The 22,152-nt window shown below is 62.8% G+C and carries 19 protein-coding genes and 2 riboswitches; of the genes, 5 read left to right on the top strand and 14 right to left on the bottom strand.

Translation table 11 applies throughout. The annotated features are described in order from the left end of the window. Window positions 1–41: 41 nt before the first annotated feature. From QIW53_RS18340 to QIW53_RS18310, 7 genes are all read right to left on the bottom strand, one after another. Entirely contained in the window at window positions 42–431 is a 390-nt protein-coding gene (locus QIW53_RS18340; RefSeq protein ID WP_371051033.1) for a RidA family protein, read from the bottom strand. Window positions 432–460: 29 nt separating this feature from the next. Next, entirely contained in the window at window positions 461–1,255 is a 795-nt protein-coding gene (locus QIW53_RS18335; protein ID WP_371051031.1) for an amino acid ABC transporter ATP-binding protein, read from the bottom strand. Continuing rightward, a complete protein-coding gene (locus QIW53_RS18330) occupies window positions 1,252–1,914 on the bottom strand; it encodes an amino acid ABC transporter permease (protein WP_192308128.1) in 663 nt (220 codons plus the stop codon). Before QIW53_RS18330 ends, QIW53_RS18335 begins: the two co-directional genes overlap by 4 nt. A gap of 8 nt (window positions 1,915–1,922) precedes the next feature. Continuing rightward, window positions 1,923–2,585: an amino acid ABC transporter permease gene (locus tag QIW53_RS18325; RefSeq protein ID WP_371051029.1), complete on the bottom strand. Its 663-nt coding sequence runs from the start codon at window positions 2,583–2,585 to the stop codon at window positions 1,923–1,925. A 52-nt stretch (window positions 2,586–2,637) separates the two neighbouring features. Further along, window positions 2,638–3,486, bottom strand: a complete 849-nt coding sequence (locus tag QIW53_RS18320; protein ID WP_371051028.1) for a transporter substrate-binding domain-containing protein — start codon at window positions 3,484–3,486, stop codon at window positions 2,638–2,640. A 376-nt stretch (window positions 3,487–3,862) separates the two neighbouring features. Continuing rightward, window positions 3,863–5,422, bottom strand: a complete 1,560-nt coding sequence (locus QIW53_RS18315) for a TerC family protein (protein ID WP_371051026.1) — start codon at window positions 5,420–5,422, stop codon at window positions 3,863–3,865. 251 nt (window positions 5,423–5,673) lie between these two features. Continuing rightward, a complete protein-coding gene (locus QIW53_RS18310; RefSeq protein ID WP_371051025.1) occupies window positions 5,674–6,552 on the bottom strand; it encodes a LysR family transcriptional regulator in 879 nt (292 codons plus the stop codon). 165 nt (window positions 6,553–6,717) lie between these two features. On the opposite strand from QIW53_RS18310, the gene QIW53_RS18305 reads away from it, so the two are divergent. Beyond that, window positions 6,718–8,247, top strand: a complete 1,530-nt coding sequence (locus QIW53_RS18305; protein ID WP_371051024.1) for an MFS transporter — start codon at window positions 6,718–6,720, stop codon at window positions 8,245–8,247. Between the two features lie 138 nt (window positions 8,248–8,385). On the opposite strand, the gene QIW53_RS18300 is transcribed toward QIW53_RS18305, so the two are convergent. The 4 genes from QIW53_RS18300 to cobW all read right to left on the bottom strand — a co-directional run bounded on the left by QIW53_RS18300 (window position 8,386) and on the right by cobW (window position 15,028). Then, a complete protein-coding gene (locus tag QIW53_RS18300; protein ID WP_371051106.1) occupies window positions 8,386–9,048 on the bottom strand; it encodes a vWA domain-containing protein in 663 nt (220 codons plus the stop codon). A 2-nt stretch (window positions 9,049–9,050) separates the two neighbouring features. Next, entirely contained in the window at window positions 9,051–10,052 is a 1,002-nt protein-coding gene (locus QIW53_RS18295) for an ATP-binding protein (RefSeq protein WP_371051023.1), read from the bottom strand. Between the two features lie 62 nt (window positions 10,053–10,114). Beyond that, window positions 10,115–13,963, bottom strand: a complete 3,849-nt coding sequence (gene cobN, locus QIW53_RS18290) for a cobaltochelatase subunit CobN (protein WP_371051022.1) — start codon at window positions 13,961–13,963, stop codon at window positions 10,115–10,117. Window positions 13,964–13,966: 3 nt separating this feature from the next. Then, a complete protein-coding gene (gene cobW, locus QIW53_RS18285) occupies window positions 13,967–15,028 on the bottom strand; it encodes a cobalamin biosynthesis protein CobW (protein ID WP_371051021.1) in 1,062 nt (353 codons plus the stop codon). A gap of 99 nt (window positions 15,029–15,127) precedes the next feature. Further along, a riboswitch (cobalamin riboswitch) is annotated at window positions 15,128–15,340 on the bottom strand. 87 nt (window positions 15,341–15,427) lie between these two features. Then, a riboswitch (cobalamin riboswitch) is annotated at window positions 15,428–15,654 on the top strand. Between the two features lie 120 nt (window positions 15,655–15,774). Here cobW and QIW53_RS18280 point away from each other — a divergent pair. From QIW53_RS18280 to cobM, 4 genes are all read left to right on the top strand, one after another. Continuing rightward, window positions 15,775–15,969, top strand: coding sequence for a CbtB domain-containing protein (locus tag QIW53_RS18280; protein ID WP_371051019.1), 195 nt, complete (start codon window positions 15,775–15,777; stop codon window positions 15,967–15,969). Between the two features lie 11 nt (window positions 15,970–15,980). After that, window positions 15,981–16,685, top strand: a complete 705-nt coding sequence (locus QIW53_RS18275) for a CbtA family protein (protein WP_371051018.1) — start codon at window positions 15,981–15,983, stop codon at window positions 16,683–16,685. Further along, the gene (locus tag QIW53_RS18270; RefSeq protein WP_371051017.1) at window positions 16,682–17,095 is read left to right on the top strand and encodes a cobalamin biosynthesis protein; all 414 of its coding nucleotides are present in this window, start codon (window positions 16,682–16,684) and stop codon (window positions 17,093–17,095) included. The genes QIW53_RS18275 and QIW53_RS18270 overlap by 4 nt, the downstream gene beginning before the upstream one ends. Before the next feature lie 82 nt (window positions 17,096–17,177). Then, window positions 17,178–17,924, top strand: a complete 747-nt coding sequence (gene cobM, locus QIW53_RS18265) for a precorrin-4 C(11)-methyltransferase (protein ID WP_371051016.1) — start codon at window positions 17,178–17,180, stop codon at window positions 17,922–17,924. A gap of 151 nt (window positions 17,925–18,075) precedes the next feature. Here cobM and nfuA read toward each other — a convergent pair whose 3' ends face one another. The 3 genes from nfuA to QIW53_RS18250 all read right to left on the bottom strand — a co-directional run bounded on the left by nfuA (window position 18,076) and on the right by QIW53_RS18250 (window position 22,131). Further along, window positions 18,076–18,660 carry a Fe-S biogenesis protein NfuA gene (gene nfuA, locus QIW53_RS18260; RefSeq protein WP_007959519.1) on the bottom strand — a complete coding sequence of 195 codons (585 nt, stop codon included), beginning with the start codon at window positions 18,658–18,660 and terminating at the stop codon, window positions 18,076–18,078. A 57-nt stretch (window positions 18,661–18,717) separates the two neighbouring features. Then, on the bottom strand, window positions 18,718–19,752 hold the full coding sequence (locus QIW53_RS18255) for an acyltransferase family protein (RefSeq protein ID WP_371051015.1): 1,035 nt from the start codon (window positions 19,750–19,752) through the stop codon (window positions 18,718–18,720). A gap of 81 nt (window positions 19,753–19,833) precedes the next feature. After that, window positions 19,834–22,131, bottom strand: a complete 2,298-nt coding sequence (locus tag QIW53_RS18250) for a fatty acid cis/trans isomerase (protein ID WP_371051014.1) — start codon at window positions 22,129–22,131, stop codon at window positions 19,834–19,836. Window positions 22,132–22,152 lie beyond the last annotated feature (21 nt).

Genomic DNA, 22,152 nt, shown 5'->3' with positions numbered 1-22,152 from the left:
GCTGTGGGAGCGAGCCTGCTCGCGATGGGCGCGACTCGGTATCAAGCCTTCTTCCTGTACGCAATACAGTCGATCTCGACCTTGCAGTCCACCATCATGCTCGCCTGTACACAGGCTCGCGCCGGGGCGTGCTCGGGCTTGAAGTACTCGGCGAAGACCTTGTTGAAACTGGTGAAGTCCCGCGGGTCATCCAGCCACACGCCTGCGCGCACCACGTCTTCCAGACCGTAACCGGCCTCTTCGAGAATCGCGATCAGGTTCTTCATGGTCTGGTGAGTCTGCTCGACGATGCCACCACTGATGATCTCGCCATCCAGCGCCGGCACCTGCCCGGAAACGTGCAGCCAGCCATCGGCCTCAACGGCGCGCGCGAACGGCCGAGGCGTGCCGCCTGCCGCGCTGCTGCCGGTGCCGTAACGAGTAATGCTCATGTCTGTTTCTCCTGATTGAAATTGAGTGTTTAAAACCGCGTGTTCTTGAGAAACTCGGCCAGACGCGGGGATTGCGGGCGTTCGAACAGCTCCTTGGGTGGGCCCTGCTCTTCGATACGCCCCTGATTCATGAACACGATCTTGTCCGAAACCTCGAACGCAAAACGCATCTCGTGGGTCACCAGCAGCATGGTCATGCCTTCATCGGCCAGGCCCTTGATCACGTTCAGCACTTCGCCGACCAGTTCCGGGTCGAGGGCCGAGGTGACTTCGTCGAACAGCATCAGGCTGGGATTCATCGCAATGGCCCGGGCAATCGCCACGCGCTGCTGCTGACCGCCCGACAACTGCCCGGGAAAGTGATTGCGCCGCTCCAGCAGGCCGACGCGTTCCAGCCATTTTTCCGCCAGCGCCACGGCCTCGTCCTTGTGCAGCTTCTTCACCTTGAGCAAGCCCAGGGTGACGTTCTGCAACGCGGTGAGGTGCGGAAACAGGTTGAATTGCTGGAACGCCATGCCGGTCATGGCCCGATGACGGGCGATGACTTTTTCCGGGTGGCGGACGCGTTTGCCGTTGACTTCGTCATAGCCGATGGACTCGCCATCGAGCACGATCTGACCGCCCTGGAATTCTTCGAGCATGTTCACGCAACGCAGCAGCGTGGTCTTGCCCGAGCCGCTGGAGCCGATCAGCGTCACGACGTTGCCGCGCTGCATCGTCAGGTCCACGCCCTTGAGCACTTCGAGCTTGCCGTACTGCTTGTGCAGGCCACGGATGTCCAGCAACGGTTGGCCGTTTTGAGAGTTGGTTGAAGATTGAGTCATGGCAAGGCCACCCGTTTTTCAATGTGCCGGCCGAGTAATTCGATGGCGTAGTTGATGACGAAGAACAGAAATCCGGCGAACAGGTAGAACTCCAGGGTCATGAAGGTCCGGGCAATGATCTGCTGGGTGCTGAGCAGCAGTTCGGCGACGCCGATCACCGACAACAGGGTCGAGGCCTTGACGATCTCGGTCGAAGAGTTGACCCAGGTCGGCAGGATCTGCCGCAAGGCCTGGGGCAACAGCACGTAACCCAGGGCTTGATAGAACGTCAGGCCAATGGCCTTGCTCGCCTCCATCTGGCCGCTGGGCAAGGCCTGCAATGCACCGCGTACGATCTCGGCGACGTGGGAGCCGCAGAACAGCGTCAACCCCAGCGCCCCGGCCTGGAACGCACTGATCTTCCAGCCCAGTGCCGGCGCCATGTAGAAGCAGGCCAGCACCAGCACGAACACCGGCGTGCCGCGAATCAGGTCAACGTAGAAACGAAACGGTGCGCGCATCCAGAATTTGCCGTAGGTCAGCACCAGGCCGGCGACGATGCCGACCATCGTGCCCAGCAAAATCGCCAGGGCCGAGACCTGCACACTGGTCAGAAAACCTTGCCATAACGGCTCGCGGGCAACCCATAACTCATGCAACCAACTGGGTGATTCGTACATGGGGCCTCCTAACGGCGGATCGCCAGACGCTGCTCGAGGTAACGCAGCAGCATGGCAATGAGGTAACAGGCCGCAACATAGAGCGCTGTGGTCACCAGCCAGGTTTCAATCACCCGGTAGCTCTCGACATTGATCTTGCGCGCGTAATAGGTCAGTTCCGGCACGGCAATCGCCGCCGCCAGGGAAGTGTCCTTGAACAGCGAAATGAAGTTGTTCGACAGCGCCGGCAACACATTGCGCAGCATCACCGGCACGGTAACGTAAGCCTTGACCTGCCACTCTCCCAGGCCGATGGCCAGGCCGGCTTCACGCTGGCCTTTGGGAATGCTCAGCAAACCGCCGCGAAACACCTCGGTCAGGTACGCCCCGGCATACAGCGACAAGGTGATGATGAACGACGGAATCTTGTCCAGGCGAATGCCCAGGCTCGGCAAGGCGAAGTAGATCAACAGGATCAGCACCAGAATCGGCGTATTGCGGATCACCGTGACGTACACCGACGCCAGCACCCGCAGCACGCGATGCCTGGACAGCAAGGCGAACGCCATCATCAGGCCGATCACGCAGCCGATGGCGATCGACAGCAGCGCCAGTTGCAAGCCCAGTCCGAGCCCCACCAGCAAGGTGTCGAAATCGCGCCACACGGCGGCAAAGTTCAACTGATAGTTCATGGTCAGCAGTACCTTGAGCGGGGCGGCTGGTCACCGCCCCACTGTCATGGGGTCATTTATATTCGACGGGGAAACCAATGGCTGGGGTCGGCAATTCGACACCGAACCACTTCTTGAAGGACTCGGCGTACATCGGGAACTCGACGCCGGTCATGGCTTCATGCAGCGCGGTGTTGACGAAGTTCAGCCAGTCCTGGTCGCCGCGCTTGACCGCACAGGCATAGGTCTGCGGGCTCCAGGCGTAGGCCGGGCTGCGATAACGGCCAGGGTTCTGCACCATCAGGTACTTGACCGATGACTGGTCGGTGGCCGCCGCGTCGGCACGGCCGGAGTTCACCGCCTGGTACATCAGGTCAACGCTGTCGTACTGGTCGACCTTGGCCTTGGGCAGCGCCTGATGCACCAGCTCTTCGGCGTAGACGTTCTGCAGCACGGCCACGGTGACGCTGTCTCCGGCGGCTTTCAGGTCTTCGATTTCCTTGTACTTGCTGTTCGCCGGCAGGAGCAGGCCGACCCCTTCGCGGTAGTACGGCAGCGTGAACGCCACCTGCTGGGCACGGCTGGCGGTGACAGTGATGAACTGGCAACTGATGTCGACCTTGTCGGTCAGCAGGTTGGGAATCCGTGCATCGGACGACTGCACCACGTACTCGACCTTGTCCGGATCGTTGAACAGGCCCTTGGCGATGATGTGCCCGATGTCGATATCAAAACCCTGCAACTTGCCATCCGCCCCCTGGAAGTGCCACGGCGCGTTGGTGCTGCCGGTCCCGACGATCAACTTGCCGCGGGCCAGCACACTGTCCAGCTTGCCGTCCGCCGCCTGGGCCACGCCCATGGCAGCAGCCGAAGCTGCAAAAAGAAAAACACACGCTTTGAACAAGGAAGGTCGGCGACGCATGGCAAGCACTCCTGATGATGTGTATTCCGCTATACCGGAACATGGTATGTAACAGCGGAATAGACAGCAGAAAGTGTGCCACAGGTTGCAGCGTGCCGGGAGGGCATTTGAAAAGTGTTTGGAATCAGGGAGATGGGCGGACAAGAAAAATCGGTGTTACCCGAGGCAGCGATGGCGTAGCGCTACCGTTGGCTACAGAGGACGGGTATTTGCACCACAATGGACCTTGTGGGAGCGGGCTTGCTCGCGAAAGCGGAGTGTCAGGCGCTGCAGATATTGAATGTACGGCCTCTTCGCGAGCAAGCCCTTTCCCACAGTGGATCTGTGTCGTTCACAAATTCCCTGCAGGAGCGAGCTTGCTCGCGATGGCGGTGTGTCAGGCGTCCACTCGCGCCAGTAACACCCGCGTCACCCGGCGCTCCTCCACCGACAGCACGGTCATCCGCCAGCCTTCCCATTCATGGCTGTCGCCGATCATCGGCAAGCGGTCCAGCAGGCTCACCACCAGCCCGGCGAGGGTCTGGTAGTCGTCGGTCGGTTCGGCAGCGAATCCGGTGCGCTGGCGTACGCGTGCCAGGTTGAGTGCGCCGCTGACCACGAAACCGCCCTGCTCTTCGACCACGTCCGGGCCCTCGATTTCGCTGGCGTCCGGCAGCTCGCCGGCAATCGATTCGAGGATGTCGGTCATGGTCAGTACCCCGACGAAGTCGCCGAATTCATTGACCACGAAGGCGATGTGGGTCGAGGCCTTGCGCATCTGCTCCAGGGCATTGAGGATCGAATAACTGTCCAGCAGGTTGATGGCCTGGCGCGCCAGGTGTGCCAGGTCCGGTTCGTTGCCGGCCAGGTACTCCTTGAGCAACTCCTTCTTGTGCACGAAGCCCAGTGGCTCATCCACCGCACCCGCGCGGATCAGCGGCAAGCGCGAATAGGACGAATGCATCAAGCGGGTACGAATTGCTTCCGCATCATCGGCCAGATCAATGTGATCGACATCCGCGCGCACGGTCATCAAGGTGCGGATCGGTCGTTCGGCCAATTGCAGCACGCCACTGATCATCACCCGTTCGCGACGGTCGAACAGTTCCTCACTCGGTGCCTCGCCGTTATCGAGCATGTCGGCGATGTCCTCACCCACGTCCTCCACCGCCAGCTTGCGCCCGCCGAGCAAGCGCATCACGGCATGGGCGGTGCGCTCTCGCATCGGTCGCAAACCCTGCATCGAGCGCTTGCGCTTGGCCCGGGCAATCTGGTTGAACACCTCGATCAGGATCGAGAAGCCAATGGCCGCGTACAGGTAGCCTTTGGGAATGTGGAAACCCAGGCCTTCGGCGGTCAGCGCAAAGCCGATCATCATCAAAAAGCCCAGGCACAACATGATCACCGTCGGGTGGGCGTTGACGAAGCGCGTCAGCGGCTTGCTGGCGACGATCATCAGGCCGATGGAGATGATCACGGCGATCATCATCACCGCCAGTTCATCGACCATGCCCACGGCGGTGATCACCGCATCCAGGGAGAACACCGCATCGAGCACCACAATCTGCGCCACGATGGGCCAGAACAATGCATAGGTGGTGCTGGCCGAGCGCTCGCCGACATGGCCCTCGAGGCGTTCGTGCAATTCCATCGTGGCCTTGAACAACAGGAACACACCGCCGAACAGCATGATCAGGTCACGGCCCGAGAAGCTCTTGTCGAACACCTCGAACAGCGGCTGGGTCAGGGTCACCAGCCAGGAAATACTCGCCAGCAGGCCCAGGCGCATGATCAGCGCCAGGGACAGTCCGATGATGCGCGCACGGTCGCGCTGCTCGGGCGGCAGTTTGTCCGCCAGGATGGCGATAAACACCAGGTTGTCGATGCCGAGCACCAGCTCCAGCACAATCAAGGTCAACAAGCCCAGCCAGGCGGTGGGGTCAGCTATCCATTCCATAAAACGGTCTCGATCTCTTCGTTAATTCAGAATGCCGGGCACGACAAAGCGCGGCGCAGAGGCCGTGGGATTGCAATGACAAAGCTGTTCAGGCGTCGAAAGACCGGATGTTTCGCGTGCGTGAAGCGCGCGCGATGGCGCGGGGAGGAAGGATAACTGGGGGGCTCCGAGAGGGTGTTCATGCAGATCCAGAAAGGGAAAAGGCCTTGAAGCGTACAGCGCAAGAGGACTTTTCCCACAGAGGGAAATCATTACAAAATCTGTAAACCCGCCCTCACCCGCTCGATATACCGCACCACCGCCGCCGACTTCTCGAACCGCCGATGAATCAGCGACAGCCACGAACTGGCCTCGCTGCCCTTGATCGGCCGGTACACCACACCGGGCAAGCCCACGTGCCCGACCACCGATTCGGGCACCACCGCCACCCCCTGCCCCAGGGACACCAACGCCAGCACCGCCACCAGCCCGCCCGGTTGCGCCCCCAGCTTCGGTGCAAACCCTCCCAGCGCGGCCACGTGCAGGGTACCGCTGATCTGCTCCGGCAGGATGAAGGTCTCACCTTGCAGATGCTCCGGTCCGATTTCGCTCAAACGGCACAACCAGGAATCGCCAGGCAGCGCCAATACGAAGCCTTCGGCATCCAGGCGGATGGCTTCCAGTCCTTCGGGCAAGGTCATGGGCGAACGGACATAACCAATGTCGAAACGTCCCTCTAGCACCATCGCCGGTAGCGACGCCATGGGGTATTCGCGCACGTTCAGGCTGACGTCCGGGCATTCGCGGGTGAACAACTGCACCTGCTTTTGCAGCAGCCCTGAATACACCGCCGAGGCCACATAGCCCAATTCGATATGCCCGATCTCCCCCCGTCCGGCGCGCTGGGCGTTTTGCTGGGCATATTCGAATTGACGCACGGTCGCCTCGGCTTCGACCATCAGCGCCGCGCCGGCCTCGGTCAGGCTCACTTCACGGGTCTGACGCACGAACAGCCGGGTGCCAAGTTCGTTTTCCATGTCCTGGATCTGCCGGGTCAGGGTGGGCGGCGCAATACCCAGTTGCTCGGCGGCGCGGGTGAAGTTGCCCTGCCGCGCAACGGCCAGAAAATAGCGGAAATGGCGGATGTCCATGGTTGCATTAGCTCAAAGGTAATGAAGTGCCCAGACGAGGCTAACGAAGCCGTTGCCAGGCCGCGATAAGCTTCAACTGCAAACACAGTAGAGAGCCCACGCCATGTACGTCAAACTCATTCACCCGGCCATCGCCTGCGCCCTTGCCCAAAAGGCAATTACCTCATGAGCCGGGTCAATCCGCGCCTGACCTTGCTGACCGCGTCTGGGGTCTGCTCGCTGATCGTCCTGGACACCAACATCGTCGCCGTCACCCTGCCGACCATCGCCCGCGACCTGGGCGCCAACTTTGCCGACATCGAATGGGTGGTCAGCGCCTACATGCTGGCGTTCGCCGCCCTGCTGTTGCCGGCCGGCAGCATCGCCGACCGCTTTGGCCGCCAGAAAACCCTGCTGTGCGGCCTGGGGCTGTTCATCCTGGCATCCATTGGCTGCGGGGCGGCGCCCAATGCGCTGTTCCTCGACATTGCCCGGGCGATCAAGGGCGTGGGTGCTGCTCTGCTGCTGACGTCGGCTCTGGCCTCCATCGGCCACACCTTTCACGATGAAGTGGAGCGCGCCAAGGCCTGGGCGTTCTGGGGCGCCTGCATGGGTGTGGCGATGACCGCCGCACCAACCCTCGGTGGGTTAATCACCGAATACATCGGCTGGCGCTGGATTTTCTACCTCAATCTGCCGGTGGGGCTGCTGCTGATGGCCATGGTCTGGCGCGCGGTACCCGAATCCCGCGACCCGCAATCCGCTCGCCTCGATCCATGGGGCAGCCTGGCGTTCAGTGGCAGTCTGTTATGCCTGATCTGGGGCCTGATCGAAGCCAACCGGATTGGCTGGAGCAACCCGACCACCTACGCCAGACTGATCGGCGGCGGCCTGTTGCTCGGCCTGTTCGTGGTCATCGAACGCCTGCAACAACGGCCTATGGTGGATTTGAAGTTGTTCCGCCACCCACGCTTCATTGGCGCATTGCTGGGCATGTTCGCCTACGCCGGTTGCGCCCAGGTGATGATGACGCTGCTGCCGTTCTACCTGCAGAACGGGTTGGGGTTTTCCGCCATCGCTTCAGGTCTGGGCATGCTGCCGTTTGCCCTGACCATGCTGATCTGCCCACGCATTGGCGTGCGCCTGTCCCGCCGATTCGCGCCGGCGACCATGATGGCCAGCGGCTTGGCCCTGGTCGGCTGTGGCAATCTGCTCAGCGCCTGGGCGGTCGGCGCTGGGGGCTACGTGCCCTTCGCCCTGGCGATTGCCGTCACTGGCGCGGGGGCCGGCCTGCTCAATGGCGACACACAAAAGAACATCATGGCTTGTGTGCCGCGTGAGCGGACCGGCATGGCATCGGGCATGAGCACCACCATGCGCTTCAGTGCGATCGTCCTGGCTATCGGCGTGTACGGAGCGCTGCTGTCCAGCCACACCGAGCACTTGCTGCGCGGCAGCCTGGGGCAAGCCTGGCTCGACCACAGCCAGGGCATCGCCTCTCGCGTGGTCGCCGGCGATATGGCGGCGGCCATGAGCCTGCTGCCGGAAAGTGCCCACGCGCTGGTCGAACCGCTGGCGCGCCAGGCGTTCGTCGGAGGATTCAGTTGGCTGCTGACGGTCGCCGGTGTGCTGGGATTGCTGGGTGCGCTGGTGGTGGGTACGTTGATGCGCCACCCGATCCCTGCTCAGGTGGTCATCCACCCTCTCCCGCAATAGCACAACCCTCTACTGTAGGAACGAGCATGTCGAGGCGTCGAACCGTCGCGATGGACGAGAGAGCAATGCGGGGTGTCAGGTTTTCCGCGTCATCGTTGACGACCATCGCGACGGTTCGACGCCTCGACATGCTCGATCCTACGGGGGGGTGGGGTCGTCGATATGGCGGTATTCGGTTTGTAATTGGGCTGCCAATAACTGGCTGCGGCCGAGGCGAATCGGGCCGCGTTCGATGTCGATCAGCAATCCCGGGCAGTCCAGTGGGGGTAACGCCGGCCAGTCTTTCACTCGCCCGTCGGTGACCACCAGCAAGCGCTGCCGTTCGGCGGGAAAGCGTTTGCGCCGAACCCCCAGCCAACGCCCCGCTTCGCTCAACGCTGCGATCAAGGGCGTGCCGCCGCCCGCACCGAGGCCATCGAGCCAGTGACGCAAGCCACTGGACGCTTTAAGCCCCTGCACCTGCCAATTCGGCGCTGCACCGCTGGCCGTCAGCAACGCCAGGCGCGCACGTTGCCGGTAAGCGTCGTCGAACAACTGGGCCAACAACCCCTTGGCATCGCTCAGGGCCTGATGCCGACGGGTCGATGCCGAGGCGTCGACGATCACCAGCCATAACTCGTGGGGCGAGCGGGTACGCAACTGGAACTGCAAGTCCTGACGCTGACGCGGCCGACCGTTGAGCAGCGTACCGGGCCAGTTGACCGAACCGTCGCGCGCGGCTCGGCGTTTTCCCTGCTTGCCATGCTCCAGGCGTCCGGCGCGGGGTTTGGCATTCGCCCCCGCAGCAGAACGAGGGCGAATGCCTAGGGCTTTTTTGGCCAGCTCGGCACTTCACGACGATTACCGACCGGCAAGGCCTGTGCAGGCAACTCGCCCCACTGACCCTGACCTTCGCCGGGGTTGGTCGTGTGCGCGGCGGGCGACTGCGCAGGCTGCGGCGGATTAGACGGTGATGGTTCGCGACGGCGATGGCGCAAGGCGAAATCGGCCACCGCGTCGATATCCTCCTCGGCAATCGCGCTCGCGCCCCGCCAGGCGGCATGGGCTCGGGCCGCACGGAACCAGACCAGATCCGCGCGCAGGCCATCGACGCCAGCGGCATAGCAGCGCTCGGTGATCTGCGCCAAGGCTGCATCGTCCAGCGGGATGTTCGGCAAGGTACGCCGAGCCTGCTCACAGCGTTCGCGCAACGCCTGTTGCCGCTGCTCCCATTCGGCGCAGAAGCCTTGCGGGTCGCTGTCGAAGTCCAGGCGTCGGCGAATGATCTGGCCGCGTTGTTCCGGCGCGGTGTGGCCACTCAGGGCAACGTTCAGGCCAAAACGGTCGAGCAATTGCGGGCGCAACTCGCCCTCTTCCGGGTTCATGGTGCCGATCAGCACGAACCTTGCCGAGTGGCGATGGGAAATGCCGTCGCGCTCGATCAGGTTGGTGCCGCTGGCGGCGACGTCGAGCAGCAGGTCCACCAGGTGATCGGCAAGCAAATTGACTTCGTCGACATAGAGGACGCCGCCGTCTGCTTTGGCCAGCACACCCGGGGAAAACTGCGCGCGTCCTTCACTCAGGGCCGCGTCCAGGTCGAGGGTGCCGACCAGCCGCTCTTCCGTGGCGCCCAAAGGCAAGGTGACGAACTGCCCGCTGGCCAGCAGGTCCGCCAGGCCACGGGCCAAGGTCGACTTGGCCATGCCCCGTGGACCTTCGATCAACACCCCGCCGATCTTCGGGTCGATCGCGGTGAGGTACAGCGCCAGCTTCAAGTCGTCGGCGCCGACCACGGCGGAAAGCGGGAAATGCGGGGTGTCGGTCATTATTCAATCTCGGTCATGGTCGGTGGCAGGCCAATCCAGTCATTGTGCAAGCGCCAGGGTGCTCAGCCATTTTCTTCGATATCCAGCAACAGGTTTTCCAGCGCCTCGCGGTACTCCCCGGGGTCTTTCCACATTCCCCGCTGCTGCGCTTCGAGCATGCGTTCGGTCATGTCGCGCAAGGCGTGCGGGTTGTGTTCGCGGACGAAATCACGGGTCACCGGGTCGAGCAGATAGGCATCGGCGAGCAATGCGTACTGGTGATCGTCGATCAACTGCGTGGTCGCATCGAACGCGAACAGGTTATCGACCGTCGCCGCCATTTCGAACGCGCCTTTATAGCCGTGGCGCTTGACGCCCTCGAGCCACTTCGGATTTGCCGCCCGGGAGCGGATGACCCGGTTCAGTTCTTCCTTCAGCGTGCGGATCTTCGGCAGGTCCGGCTGGCTGTGATCGCCATGGTAGCTGGCCGCTGCAACGCCGCCGAGGCTTTCCACGGCAGCCAGCATGCCCCCTTGGAACTGGTAATAATCATTGGAATCGAGCAAGTCATGCTCGCGATTGTCCTGGTTTTGCAGCACCGCCTGAACCTGGCTCAGGCGCCGCGCGAACGGTTCGCGGGCGGCGGTGCCTTCGTCGGAACCGCCGTAGGCGTAGCCACCCCAGTTCAGGTACACCTCGGCCAGGTCCTCGCGGCTTTGCCACAGACGGCCGTCGATGGCGCCCTGCACGCCGGCACCATAGGCACCGGGCTTGGCCCCGAAAATGCGCCAGCCGGCCTGGCGCCGGGCTGCGTCCTCGTCCAGCCCTGCCTGCAACAGGCTGGCCTGTTCAGCGCGGACTTTGGCGGCCAGGGGGTTGAGATCGTCCGGCTCGTCGAGCGCGGCCACCGCTTGCACGGCCGCGTCGAACAGGCGAATCAGGTTGGCAAACGCGTCACGAAAGAACCCGGACACGCGCAGGGTCACGTCCACGCGCGGACGGTCGAGCAGGCTCAGCGGCAGGATCTCGAAATCGTCGACCCGCTGACTGCCCGTCGCCCACACCGGCCGCACTCCCATCAGCGCCATGGCCTGGGCGATGTCGTCACCGCCCGTGCGCATGGTCGCGGTGCCCCAGACGGACAGGCCAAGCTGACGCAGGTGGTCGCCGTGATCTTGCAAGTGCCGTTCGAGAATCAGGGTGGCGGACTGGAAACCGATGCGCCACGCCGTGATGGTGGGCAGGTTGCGAACGTCCACCGAGTAGAAGTTGCGCCCGGTGGGCAGCACGTCCAGGCGACCGCGACTCGGTGCGCCGCTTGGCCCGGCCGGAACGAAACGGCCACCGAGGGCGTCGAGCAACCCGCGCATTTCAGCCGGGCCGCAGGCGTCGAGACGTGGGGCAACCACTTCGCGCAGGTGGTCGAGGATGACGCGGACGTCATCCCACCGTGCCCCCTCCTGTAGGAGCGAGCATGCTCGCGATGGAGTATCAGACACAGAGGGGTCGACTGACACACCATCGCGAGCATGCTCGCTCCTACAGGGGATCGCGTTCAATGATTGGGAAATGAGCTGCGCGGCGAACAGCTCCAGGCGCTCACGGGTGTCGCCGACAGTGCGCCAGCGATCATCGCTCACCGCTTGCAACGCCTCGGGACGCAGGCCGGTCCGCGGCTCGGCCAACGCGCAATCCAGCGGATCGAACCCCAGTTCGAACGCCTTGGCCAGCGCCCGCAACAAGCTCGACTGCGCGCCGCGCCCGTCGCCACGGGGAATACGCAGCAGAGCCAGCAGCGTGTCGGTGCGCAAACGCCCGCTCGGCGATTCGCCGAAGATGTGCAGGCCATCGCGGATCTGCGATTCCTTGAGGTCACACAGGTAGGTGTCCAGGCGCGGCAGCCAGATCGCCGCATCCGCGTCGCTGTCGAGATGTTCGTCCAACTGCAATTCACGGTCGATGTGGGTATCGCGCACCAGTTGCAGGATGTCGCGCTGCAACTCCCGCGCTCGGCGTGGATCGAGCAACTGCGCTTCGTAATATTCGTCTGCCAGCAGTTCCAGATTACGCAGCGGACCGTAGGTCTCAGCCCGGGTCAGTGGCGGCATCAGGTGGTCGATGATCACCGCCTGAGTCCGTCGCTTGGCCTGGGCGCCCTCACCCGGATCGTTGACGATGAAGGGATAGATGTTCGGCAGTGGCCCGAGCAGCGCATCCGGCCAGCAATTTTCCGACAGGCCGACACCCTTTCCCGGCAGCCATTCGAGGTTGCCGTGCTTGCCGACGTGGATCACAGCGTGGCTGCCATATGCGTGGCGCAGCCAGAAATAGAACGCCAGATAAGCGTGTGGCGGCACCAGGTCCGGGTCGTGATACACGGCACTCGGGTCCACTTGATACCCACGCGCCGGCTGGATGCCGACGAAGGTCAGGCCAAAACGCAGGCCGGCGATCATCATCCGCCCGTCACGGCACATCGGGTCGTTGTGCGGCGACCCCCAGCGCTCCAGCACCGCCTGGCGATTGGCCTCGGGCAAGGCGCTGAACAGGTGATGGTAGTCTTCCATGGCCAGGCTTTGATGGCACGGACGCTGGTCGAGGCTGTCGAGGTCATTGCTGACGCCACCCAGCAATTGCTGGATAAGCGCGGTGCCGCTGTCGGGCAGAGGCTCCGAGAGCGGATAACCCTGTTGCTGCAACGCGCGCAGGATATTCAGCGCGGCGGCGGGCGTGTCCAGGCCGACACCGTTGCCAATGCGTCCGTCACGGGTCGGGTAATTGGCAAGGACCAGAGCGATGCGTTTTTCGGCGTTGGGCACCCGCGCCAGATCGACCCAGCGCCGGGCCAGTTCGGCCACGAAATCCATGCGCTCCGGTGCCGCCCGGTAACACACGACATCGGACTGACTGCGTTCGCTGCGCCACGCCAGGTCCTTGAAGCTGATCGGCCGGCTGATGATCCGGCCGTCCAGTTCCGGCAGCGCAATGTGCATCGCCAGGTCCCTCGGCCCCAGGCCCTGCTCGCTGGCTCGCCAGCCCGGTTCGTTGTCCTGGGCGCAGATCGCCTGGATCACCGGGATGTTGCGGCGAAACGGCCGCAGGTGCGGCGCTTCCGGGCTGGACTGGGCGAAGCCGGTGGTGTTGAGGATCACCGAGGCGTCGACCTCGTCCAGCCAGTCCTCGACCACCGACAGGCAGCCGGGCTCCTTCAGGCTGGCCACCGCCACCGGCAAGGGATTGAGCCCCGCCGCTTGCAGACGCTGACAGAACACATCGATGAACGCCGTGTTCGCCGCCTGCAGGTGCGAGCGGTAAAACAGCACCGCCGCCACGGGCTGGCCCGCCTGCCAATCGGCCTGCCAGTCGGTCAATAGCGCCGGATGCTTGTGCGGATGATAAATCGCGGTACGCGGCAGGGTTTGCGGCTCGGCCCAGGCGTAGTCGCGATCCAGCCAGCGGTTGGCCAGGCAACGGAACAGATCCAGGGCGTTGGCCATGCCGCCTTGACGCAAGTAGTGCCAGAGCCGGTCACGATCATCGGCTGCCACCGTGCTCAGGTCGCTGAGCTCCGGGTCCGGGCGATCGTCACCTGGGACCAGAATCAGCTGCACGCCACGGAGGGACAGTTCGATCAGTTGCTCGACGCCATAACGCCAATAGGCGATGCCGCCATGCAGCGACACCAGAATCACTTTGGCATGACGCAGGACTTCATCGACATACAGATCGACCGACGCATGGTTCTGCACCTGCATCGGGTTGGCCAGGCGCACGCTAGGGTAATCGTCGGGCAACTGCTGCGCCGCTTCGGCGAGCAATGCCAGGCTGGAATCACCGCTGCACAGGACCACCAGCTCGGCGGGGGTTTGTCCAAGGTCGGCAATGTTGTCATCCGACACGAAACCGCCGGGCTGGGTCCTGAGCAGGTGCATGGGTCAGACGCTGAGCGCGGCGCGCAGTTGGGCTTCGAGTTGCACAGCGTCCAGTTCCTGGCCGATCAGTACCAGGCGCGTGGTGCGCGCTTCATCGGCGCCCCACTGGCGGTCGAAGTGTTTGTCGAATCGCGTCCCCACGCCCTGGATCAGCAGGCGCATCGGTTTGTTCGGGATCGCCGCGAAACCCTTGACCCGCAGGATGTCGTGCTTGACCACCAACTGGGTCAGCGCATCCAGCAACAGGCTTTCGTCGGCTTGAGGCAATTCGATGGAAATGGAGTCGAAGGCATCGTGGTCGTGATCGTCCTCACCTTCATGGTGGTGATCGTGGTGGCTGTGACGGCTGTCGATGTGTTCCTCGGAACCGGCACCCAGGCCGATCAGCACGTCGAGTGGCACCCGACCGCTGCTGGCCTCGATCACCTTGACCGCTGGCGGCAGTTCTTCAGCCACTTCCAGGCGCACGCGGGCCAGGTCTTCAGGGCTGATCAGGTCGGCCTTGTTGAGGATCACCAGGTCAGCGCTGGCCAATTGGTCGGCGAACAGTTCGTGCAGGGGCGATTCGTGGTCCAGGTTCGGGTCGAGTTTGCGCTGGGCATCGACTTGGTCCGGGAACGCGGCAAAGGTGCCGGCGGCAACGGCCGGGCTGTCGACGACGGTGATGACGGCATCGACCGTGCAGGCACTGCGGATTTCCGGCCACTGAAACGCTTGCACCAAGGGTTTAGGCAGTGCCAGGCCGGAGGTTTCGATGAGGATGTGGTCGAGGTCGCCACGGCGCGCAACCAGTTCGCGCATGACCGGGAAGAACTCTTCCTGAACCGTGCAGCACAGGCAGCCACTGGCCAGTTCGAAAACGCGCCCGACCGCTTCTTCCTCGGTGCAACCGATGGAGCACTGCTTGAGGATTTCGCCATCGATGCCCAGCTCGCCGAACTCGTTGACGATCACGGCGATGCGGCGGCCCTGGGCGTTGTCGAGCATGTGGCGCAACAAGGTGGTCTTACCCGAGCCGAGAAAGCCGGTGACGATGGTGACGGGAAGTTTGGCCAGTGTTTTCATCGGATGCCCTTTGGCAAGGTGGCGGGCATACGGGACGGCACGCGCTGCGACAGGTGCGCGCGCAAGCGTTTCGCCACCGGATCACCCCGCCCGGTTGTAGTGAGATTCTGGTTCGAGGCAGGTCTCCTGGCTGACGGTGTGCGGGGCGCCAGGCCCGGCATCCGCTGCGCCTTCCCGCGAACCCGGTGCAGCGGGTTTGCAGTGGCGTGGCAGCGAACATCACCGTTCACAGTTGCGGGGGCAGCCGCGGCATCGACCGCGTTCCCTTCTTAGCTTCGACAATGGCGAAGAACCTCGAAGGGACAAGGCTACGCATGGTCTGTGGACGGGTCAAATTCTTGTAGCGGCTGTCAGGACGCCATCGCGGTCTCGATTGACGGCAAAGCCGCCCCATGCTCTCCTACACACCTTGTTACGGGTGCCCTTCACAGGGTGAAACGGGAAACCGGTGAATCATGTGCTTTACTCAAGGCCATGTCAGTCCGGTGCTGCCCCCGCAACGGTAAGCGAGCGAAGAATCACAGCCACTGTGCCGGCCATTCGGCATGGGAAGGCGATTCTTGCAGGTTTGAGCATCGCCCAAGCCCCTCGTGAGCCCGGAGACCGGCCCGCGACACAAAGTGACGATACGTTCACTGAAATGACAAACCCGCGGTGGGCGGGCGCTGTTCGGACTTCTGCGTGCCCGATGCGCAGGAGGCTTGCATGCGCTGCCTTCACCCGTTGACAGAACAGAGGGAAGCGCCATGTCGATCATCAGCAGCACCAATCCCAGCTCCGCCAGCACCACCACGACCACCCTGAGTCAACGCCTGACCGCTGCTGTCTGTGCCTCGATCCTGGGCGCCTGCCTGGTCTACTTCGCCGGTTTCTCGCACATCGAAGCGGTGCACAACGCCGCGCACGATACCCGCCACAGCGCCGCCTTCCCGTGCCATTGAGACCTGCCGACATGATCAAGCGTATCGCGCAAACCGCAGGTTTCTCCGGGCTGCTGGCCGCCCTGCTCCTCACCCTGCTGCAAAGCTTCTGGGTTTCGCCGCTGATTCTGCAGGCGGAAACCTACGAAAAGGCCGAACCGGCTGCCGTTGAAGTGCACGAACATGCCGCCGGCACCGCCGCGCACACCCACGATGCCGAAGCCTGGGAGCCGGAAGATGGCTGGCAGCGCATCGTGTCGACGACCGGTGGCAACCTGGTCGTGGCAGTGGGTTTCGCCTTGATGCTGGCCGGCCTCTACACGCTGCGGGCGCCGACCAAAACCTCCCAGGGCCTGCTCTGGGGCCTGGCCGGTTACGCCACCTTCGTTCTGGCGCCGACTCTGGGCCTGCCGCCCGAGCTGCCGGGTACGGCGGCGGCAGATCTGGCACAACGGCAGCTCTGGTGGATCGGCACGGCGGCGTCCACTGCCGTGGGCATCGCCCTGATCGCGTTCAGCCGCCACTGGCTGATGAAAGTGCTGGGCGTGGCGATTCTCGCCGTTCCTCACGTGATCGGCGCACCGCAGCCCGAAGTGCACTCGATGCTCGCTCCAGAGGCACTGGAAGCTCAATTCAAGATCGCTTCGCAGTTGACCAACGTCGCATTCTGGCTGGCCCTGGGCTTGATCAGCGCCTGGTTGTTTCGCCGCAAGAACGACGGTCAATACCCCGCATGACCGTTGATGGCACAGCGCCGACCCTGGTGGTCGGCCTGGGCTGTCAGCGCGACTGCCCCGTCAGCACGCTGCGAGCCCTGCTCGACCAAGTGCTGCAGGCCCATCAAATCGAATTGCATCAGATCAAGGCGCTGGCCAGCATCGACCTGAAACGCGAAGAGCCGGGCCTGCTCGAACTGGCCGCACAGCTGGGACTTGCGTTGACGTTTTTCAGCAGTGAACAACTGACCGGTTATCAAGCGCGACTCAGTCACCGCTCGCAGATCGCTTTCGAGCGTACCGGTTGCTACGGCGTGGCGGAAAGCGCCGCCCTCGCCCTCGCCGAACAACTGGCCCGGACGCCTGCCACCTTGCTGATTTGCCGTCAGAAATATGCCCAGGCCACCCTGGCGTTGGCGCGCTCGACCTGAAATCCCCGATAATCCCCACCCTTGATCATGAGCGATCTTCATCTGAAGGTTGGCCCAGCCCCCCTTTTCACAGGAAACGACTATGACCGTGTACTTCATCGGCGCAGGCCCCGGTGACCCGGAACTGATCACCGTCAAGGGCCAGCGCCTGATCCGCAGTTGCCCGGTGATCATCTACGCCGGCTCTCTGGTGCCCGCCGCCGTGCTGCAAGGTCACAGCGCCGAACAGGTGATCAACAGCGCAGAACTGCACCTGGAACAGATCATCGAGCTGATCAAGGCCGCCCATTTGAACGGCCAGGACGTGGCCCGGGTGCATTCCGGCGATCCGGGGCTTTATGGGGCCATCGGCGAACAGATCCGCTATCTGCGTGAGCTGCAGATCCCGTTCGAGATCATCCCGGGTGTCACGGCCACGGCGGCCTGCGCCGCGTTACTGGGTGCCGAACTGACGCTGCCCGACGTGTCTCAGAGCGTGATCCTGACCCGTTACGCTGACAAGACTGCGATGCCGGCCGGTGAAGAACTGGGCAGCCTGGCCCAACACGGGGCAACCATGGCGATTCACCTGGGGGTCAACCATTTGCAGAAGATCCTCGCCGAATTGCTGCCACACTACGGCGCGGACTGCCCGATTGCGGTGATTCACCGGGCGACCTGGCCGGATCAGGACTGGGTGGTGGGGACGATTGAAGACATTGCCGGTAAGGTCGAGGCCAAGGGGTTTCGGCGCACGGCGCTGATTCTGGTGGGTCGGGTGCTGGGCAGTGATCAGTTCAGCGAGTCATCGCTGTACCGGGCCGGGCACGCGCATCTTTACAGGCCTTGAGGACGCCTTCGCGAGCAAGTCCGCTCCCACATTGAATTTGTGGATTCAGATCTATTGTGGGAGCGGGCTTGCTCGCGAAAGGGCCCTCGAATTTCACCCATAAAAAAACGGCGCTCACGGGGCGCCGTTTTTTCATGCCGCAGCGAACACCTTAGTAGTAGGCGTTTTCTTTCTGCGTGTGGTCGGTCACGTCGCGGACGCCCTTGAGCTCGGGAATGCGCTCGAGCAAGGTACGCTCGATGCCTTCCTTCAGGGTCACGTCCGCCTGGCCACAACCCTGGCAACCGCCGCCGAATTGCAGCACGGCGATACCGTCTTCAACCACGTCGATCAGGCTGACCTGACCGCCGTGGCTGGCCAGCCCCGGGTTGATCTCGGTTTGCAGGTAGTAGTTGATGCGCTCGTTGATCGGGCTGTCGGCGTTGACCATCGGCACCTTGGCATTCGGCGCCTTGATGGTCAGTTGGCCGCCCATGCGGTCGGTGGCGTAGTCGACCACCGCGTCATCGAGGAACGCTTCGCTGAACGAGTCGATGTAAGCGGTGAAGCTCTTGAGCCCCAGCGCGGTGTCTTCGGGTTTCTCTTCGCCCGGCTTGCAGTAGGCAATGCAGGTTTCGGCGTACTGGGTGCCAGGCTGGGTGATGAAAACGCGGATGCCGATGCCCGGGGTGTTCTGCTTGGAGAGCAGATCGGCCAGGTAATCGTGGGCGGCGTCGGTGATAGTAATAGCAGTCATGGAAACTCCTCACAGGCTTGGGCGCAGTTTACGCCAATCAACGCGCCGTACAAAGTCCTAGTATTTTTGTCGGGAAAGCACGGACTCACGTTCAACGCTGGAATCGCCGTCAAACCTTTGCTTTAGCCACCGATAGCTGAATTTTTCAACCCATTCGTAACTGGCCCACGCCCCGACGGCAATGGCCAGCACGCAAACGACGAACATCAGGTAGGGATTGATGCCATAGCGTTGCGCCACGAATCCGCCCGTCGACAATACCAATACGTGCATCAAGTACACCGAGTAGGAACAATCGCCGAGCCACTTCAGCAGTCGACGGTTCTCGAAAAAGCGCTCCAGCGACATCCCGGCCATTACCAATACCGCGCTGGGCAGCCCCCAGGCGAAAAATCGCGGTTGCGGCGGCAACAGGTAAATGGCCAGCAGCGCCACAGCGACCCCCAGCAAAGGCAGGCACAAGCCGGGCCTGATCCAGCCTTTTTGATACAGCATGCCGATGGCCATGCCGAGCAGGAACTCGTAAACGATGTCCGAGCGGTAGAATTCGCTGATCCAGCCGTAGCCGGTCCAGGCCTGGCACACCGCAAACAGCAGCGCCGCGACGACCAGCAACCGCAGTTGCAGGCGGAACAACAACGCCCAGGCGAACAGCAGGTAGAACAACACTTCGTAGTTGAGGGTCCAGCCAACATTCAGCGTCGGATAAATCCCGTAGCCACCGGGGTTCTGAGTCGGGATGAACAGCAGGGACAGCAACAGGTGTGACCAGTCGACCGTCTGATCCGGCAACACCGGCTGGGCGAACACCACGATCAGCGCCATCAGTAGCGTATACAGCCAATACGCCGGCACGATGCGAAACAGCCGGTACAGCAGAAAGCGCCCCGGTGGCAGCGACTTGCCTTCGGTGGAGAGGAAGATCACCAGGCCACTGATGACAAAAAACACATCGACCCCCACCGCGCCCTTGTCGATGAACAACTGGCCGATCGGACCACGGGCCTGGAAGTCGAAGAAAATCTGCATGAAGTGGTGGCAAACCACCAACCAGGCCGCCAGCGCGCGCAGGGCCTGTACTGAAATCAACATCGACGACCCTCCAGACAGTGAGTATCTGTAGGAGCATGCTCGCTCCTACAGGTGAGACATCACTGCCCGGTCAAAAGTCGATCAAAGATTCTCGTAGCGGTTCATGTCCAGCACGCCCTCTTCCACCGGATCAGTCTCGTGGATGTACCGGCTCAGGTCATGGAAGTAGAACCAGAACTGCGGGTGGCTGCGGCGGATCCCCCAACGCTCGACGATCTTCTCGAAGCGGTTGGCGTCCTTGGCGTTCTCCATGGCCTCGACGAAGGCCGGAACCTGCCCCGCGGGTACGTTGAAGATGAAGTTCGGGTAGCTGCTGAGCACCCCGGGGAAAATCGTCAGCGTGTCGAGCCCCGGCTGATAACGCAGGGACTCACCGAGCAGAAACGCCACGTTGCTGTGGGCGCGGTTGCGCAGCAGGCTGTAGACCTCACGCTTGCCACTGGTCGTCTCGACCCGCAGCATCGTCGCCTCCGGCAACTGATCGATCACTTTCAGCCCGGCGGCAGGACGCGACGTCAGGCGGCTCAAGACCTGCTCGGCACTCTGCAGGTCGGGGTCGATGTTGGGGCGCGAGCAATACGCGCCGTCGCAGCGATTGATCGGGTCCGGCTTGGCATTCAGCTCGCCATAACGCACCAGCAACTGCATGGCGAAATCGTATTTCGGGTCTTTTTCATCGAGTTTCAGCGCTGTGGGCTTGTCGTCATCGATGTCTTCATAGTCCATCCACATCTTGAACTTGCCGCTGTCCTGGTACCAGTCATCCAGGAACCCTTCCCGCGAGTCGGCGGGCATCAGGCGCAGGAAGTTGAGTTCGGCGCCATTGCGGATCAGGTCGAAGTACAGGCGTGTCTGGGCCTGGTGGGACACGTTGCCGAACACGTCGAAGTTGACGGCCAACTGATAATAGGTGCGTTCCAGCAGCGGATAGTCGAACAACCAAATTGTTTGCGGCACTTCACCGATCAGGCCCTTGGTCACGGCGGCGCTGTCGAAATGGCGGAAGATGCTCAGCAGCGCGTTGTCGTTGCCCGCCCACAGCGTCGACCAGCTCGGGGCCGGCAAGTCGGCGTAGCTGTCACGGCGCAAGGCTTCGTACTCGTTGCGCTTGTCGCGGTAGTTGCGCCACAGGCTGAGAACGCTGCCAACGTCGTCGTTCTGCCCCGGCATGGCCAGCAACGGTGTGGCCTGGCCCCGATAGTTGGGGTCGGTGATATAGAGGTCGTGTTCCGGGGCCTGGAACAATGCCCAGAAGTTGTCACGGATCACGTCCGTGGCAATCTGCCCACGGCACACCGGGCCACGGATGAAGGTGCGCACGAAGTATTCGGCGTTATCGAGCATGAACTGATAACGCGCCTGGGCGGGGATGGCCTCGAACGTCGAGAAGGGATTGGCCCGCCGCTCCGGGCCATAACCCGGCAGTGCGCTGACCTGCCAGTTGCCGCTGTAGAACAGGCTTTTGACCCGCGCCATTTTCGCCGCGCTCAGCGGGTAGGTGATGTGGGTCTTGTGCACGATCACGCCCTGCACCGGCCACAGGCGGTAGTAGAACTCGGTGCCTGGGTCATCGTTCGGGCGACGGGTGTTGATCACGTCGATCGGCTGGCCCGTCGGCGTGCGCGAGCGCACCCACTGGAAGAAATGTCCCGGCTCGCCGTCCTTGAAATAGATGTGCGCCAGGAACCAGTGCTCGAACAGCCAGCGCCCCACCAGACTTTGTCGGGCGCCCGGGGCGTTGAGCAGGTTTTCCCACTGCACCACCTGCAAGGCCTCTTTCGCGCTCGGCACCAGTCCCTTCTCGTCAATTGGTGCACCGGAAGCCAGCCAGCGTTGCAGCGTCTGGTATTGCTGATCGGTCAGGCCGGTCACCGCCAGGGGCATGCCCTGCTTCGGATGGGAGCTGGCATAGGTGTCGAACTCCGCCGGCATCGCGCAGGTGTTCTCACGGTTGAGGCCCAGGACGATGTCGTCCGGCAACTTCGCATTGGGTTGCAACGGCGTGCGGTGGCCGAACTCAAGCATCCGCGCCATCAATGCCGCCTGGCTCCCTTGGGCGTCGAGCACTGAATAAAAGCCCTTCTGCTGCCAGGCACGCTTGCCGCTGGCGTCGTAGAACAGCCGCGTAGGCATCGCGGCCTGGGTGCGCTCGCCGTCATACACCGGCGACTTGCTCGCGCCCCGCGCCGCGCCTTCGCCGCTGCCCAGGTTGAGCTGGCAAGCCGAGTCGTAACAGGCATGGCAGGCGACGCACTTCTCGGTGAAGATCGGCTGGATATCGCGCGTATAGGAAATGTCGGGAGCTGTCGCGAGGCCTTGCGCTCCGGCGCCCCCACTTAAAAGCAGCAAGACACTGCTGATGACGACGCGATACGACATGGTCCTGGTCCCGATCCTTGA

This window comes from Pseudomonas fluorescens (genome assembly GCF_041354075.1).
Lineage (GTDB): Bacteria > Pseudomonadota > Gammaproteobacteria > Pseudomonadales > Pseudomonadaceae > Aquipseudomonas > Aquipseudomonas fluorescens_CE.
The sequence above is the reverse complement of the archived record's forward strand: the minus strand, read 5'-3'. Positions and strand labels throughout refer to the sequence as shown.

Bases quoted from the DNA above. Each gene is read 5' to 3' on its own strand.
- QIW53_RS18340 (WP_371051033.1), bottom strand. From the start codon at position 431: ATGAGCATTACTCGTTACGGCACCGGCAGCAGCGCGGCAGGCGGCACG.
- QIW53_RS18335 (WP_371051031.1), bottom strand. From the start codon at position 1,255: ATGACTCAATCTTCAACCAACTCTCAAAACGGCCAACCGTTGCTGGAC.
- QIW53_RS18330 (WP_192308128.1), bottom strand. From the start codon at position 1,914: ATGTACGAATCACCCAGTTGGTTGCATGAGTTATGGGTTGCCCGCGAG.
- QIW53_RS18325 (WP_371051029.1), bottom strand. From the start codon at position 2,585: ATGAACTATCAGTTGAACTTTGCCGCCGTGTGGCGCGATTTCGACACC.
- QIW53_RS18320 (WP_371051028.1), bottom strand. From the start codon at position 3,486: ATGCGTCGCCGACCTTCCTTGTTCAAAGCGTGTGTTTTTCTTTTTGCA.
- QIW53_RS18315 (WP_371051026.1), bottom strand. From the start codon at position 5,422: ATGGAATGGATAGCTGACCCCACCGCCTGGCTGGGCTTGTTGACCTTG.
- QIW53_RS18310 (WP_371051025.1), bottom strand. From the start codon at position 6,552: ATGGACATCCGCCATTTCCGCTATTTTCTGGCCGTTGCGCGGCAGGGC.
- QIW53_RS18305 (WP_371051024.1), top strand. From the start codon at position 6,718: ATGAGCCGGGTCAATCCGCGCCTGACCTTGCTGACCGCGTCTGGGGTC.
- QIW53_RS18295 (WP_371051023.1), bottom strand. From the start codon at position 10,052: ATGACCGACACCCCGCATTTCCCGCTTTCCGCCGTGGTCGGCGCCGAC.
- cobN (WP_371051022.1), bottom strand. From the start codon at position 13,963: ATGCACCTGCTCAGGACCCAGCCCGGCGGTTTCGTGTCGGATGACAAC.
- cobW (WP_371051021.1), bottom strand. From the start codon at position 15,028: ATGAAAACACTGGCCAAACTTCCCGTCACCATCGTCACCGGCTTTCTC.
- QIW53_RS18280 (WP_371051019.1), top strand. From the start codon at position 15,775: ATGTCGATCATCAGCAGCACCAATCCCAGCTCCGCCAGCACCACCACG.
- QIW53_RS18275 (WP_371051018.1), top strand. From the start codon at position 15,981: ATGATCAAGCGTATCGCGCAAACCGCAGGTTTCTCCGGGCTGCTGGCC.
- QIW53_RS18270 (WP_371051017.1), top strand. From the start codon at position 16,682: ATGACCGTTGATGGCACAGCGCCGACCCTGGTGGTCGGCCTGGGCTGT.
- cobM (WP_371051016.1), top strand. From the start codon at position 17,178: ATGACCGTGTACTTCATCGGCGCAGGCCCCGGTGACCCGGAACTGATC.
- nfuA (WP_007959519.1), bottom strand. From the start codon at position 18,660: ATGACTGCTATTACTATCACCGACGCCGCCCACGATTACCTGGCCGAT.
- QIW53_RS18255 (WP_371051015.1), bottom strand. From the start codon at position 19,752: ATGTTGATTTCAGTACAGGCCCTGCGCGCGCTGGCGGCCTGGTTGGTG.
- QIW53_RS18250 (WP_371051014.1), bottom strand. From the start codon at position 22,131: ATGTCGTATCGCGTCGTCATCAGCAGTGTCTTGCTGCTTTTAAGTGGG.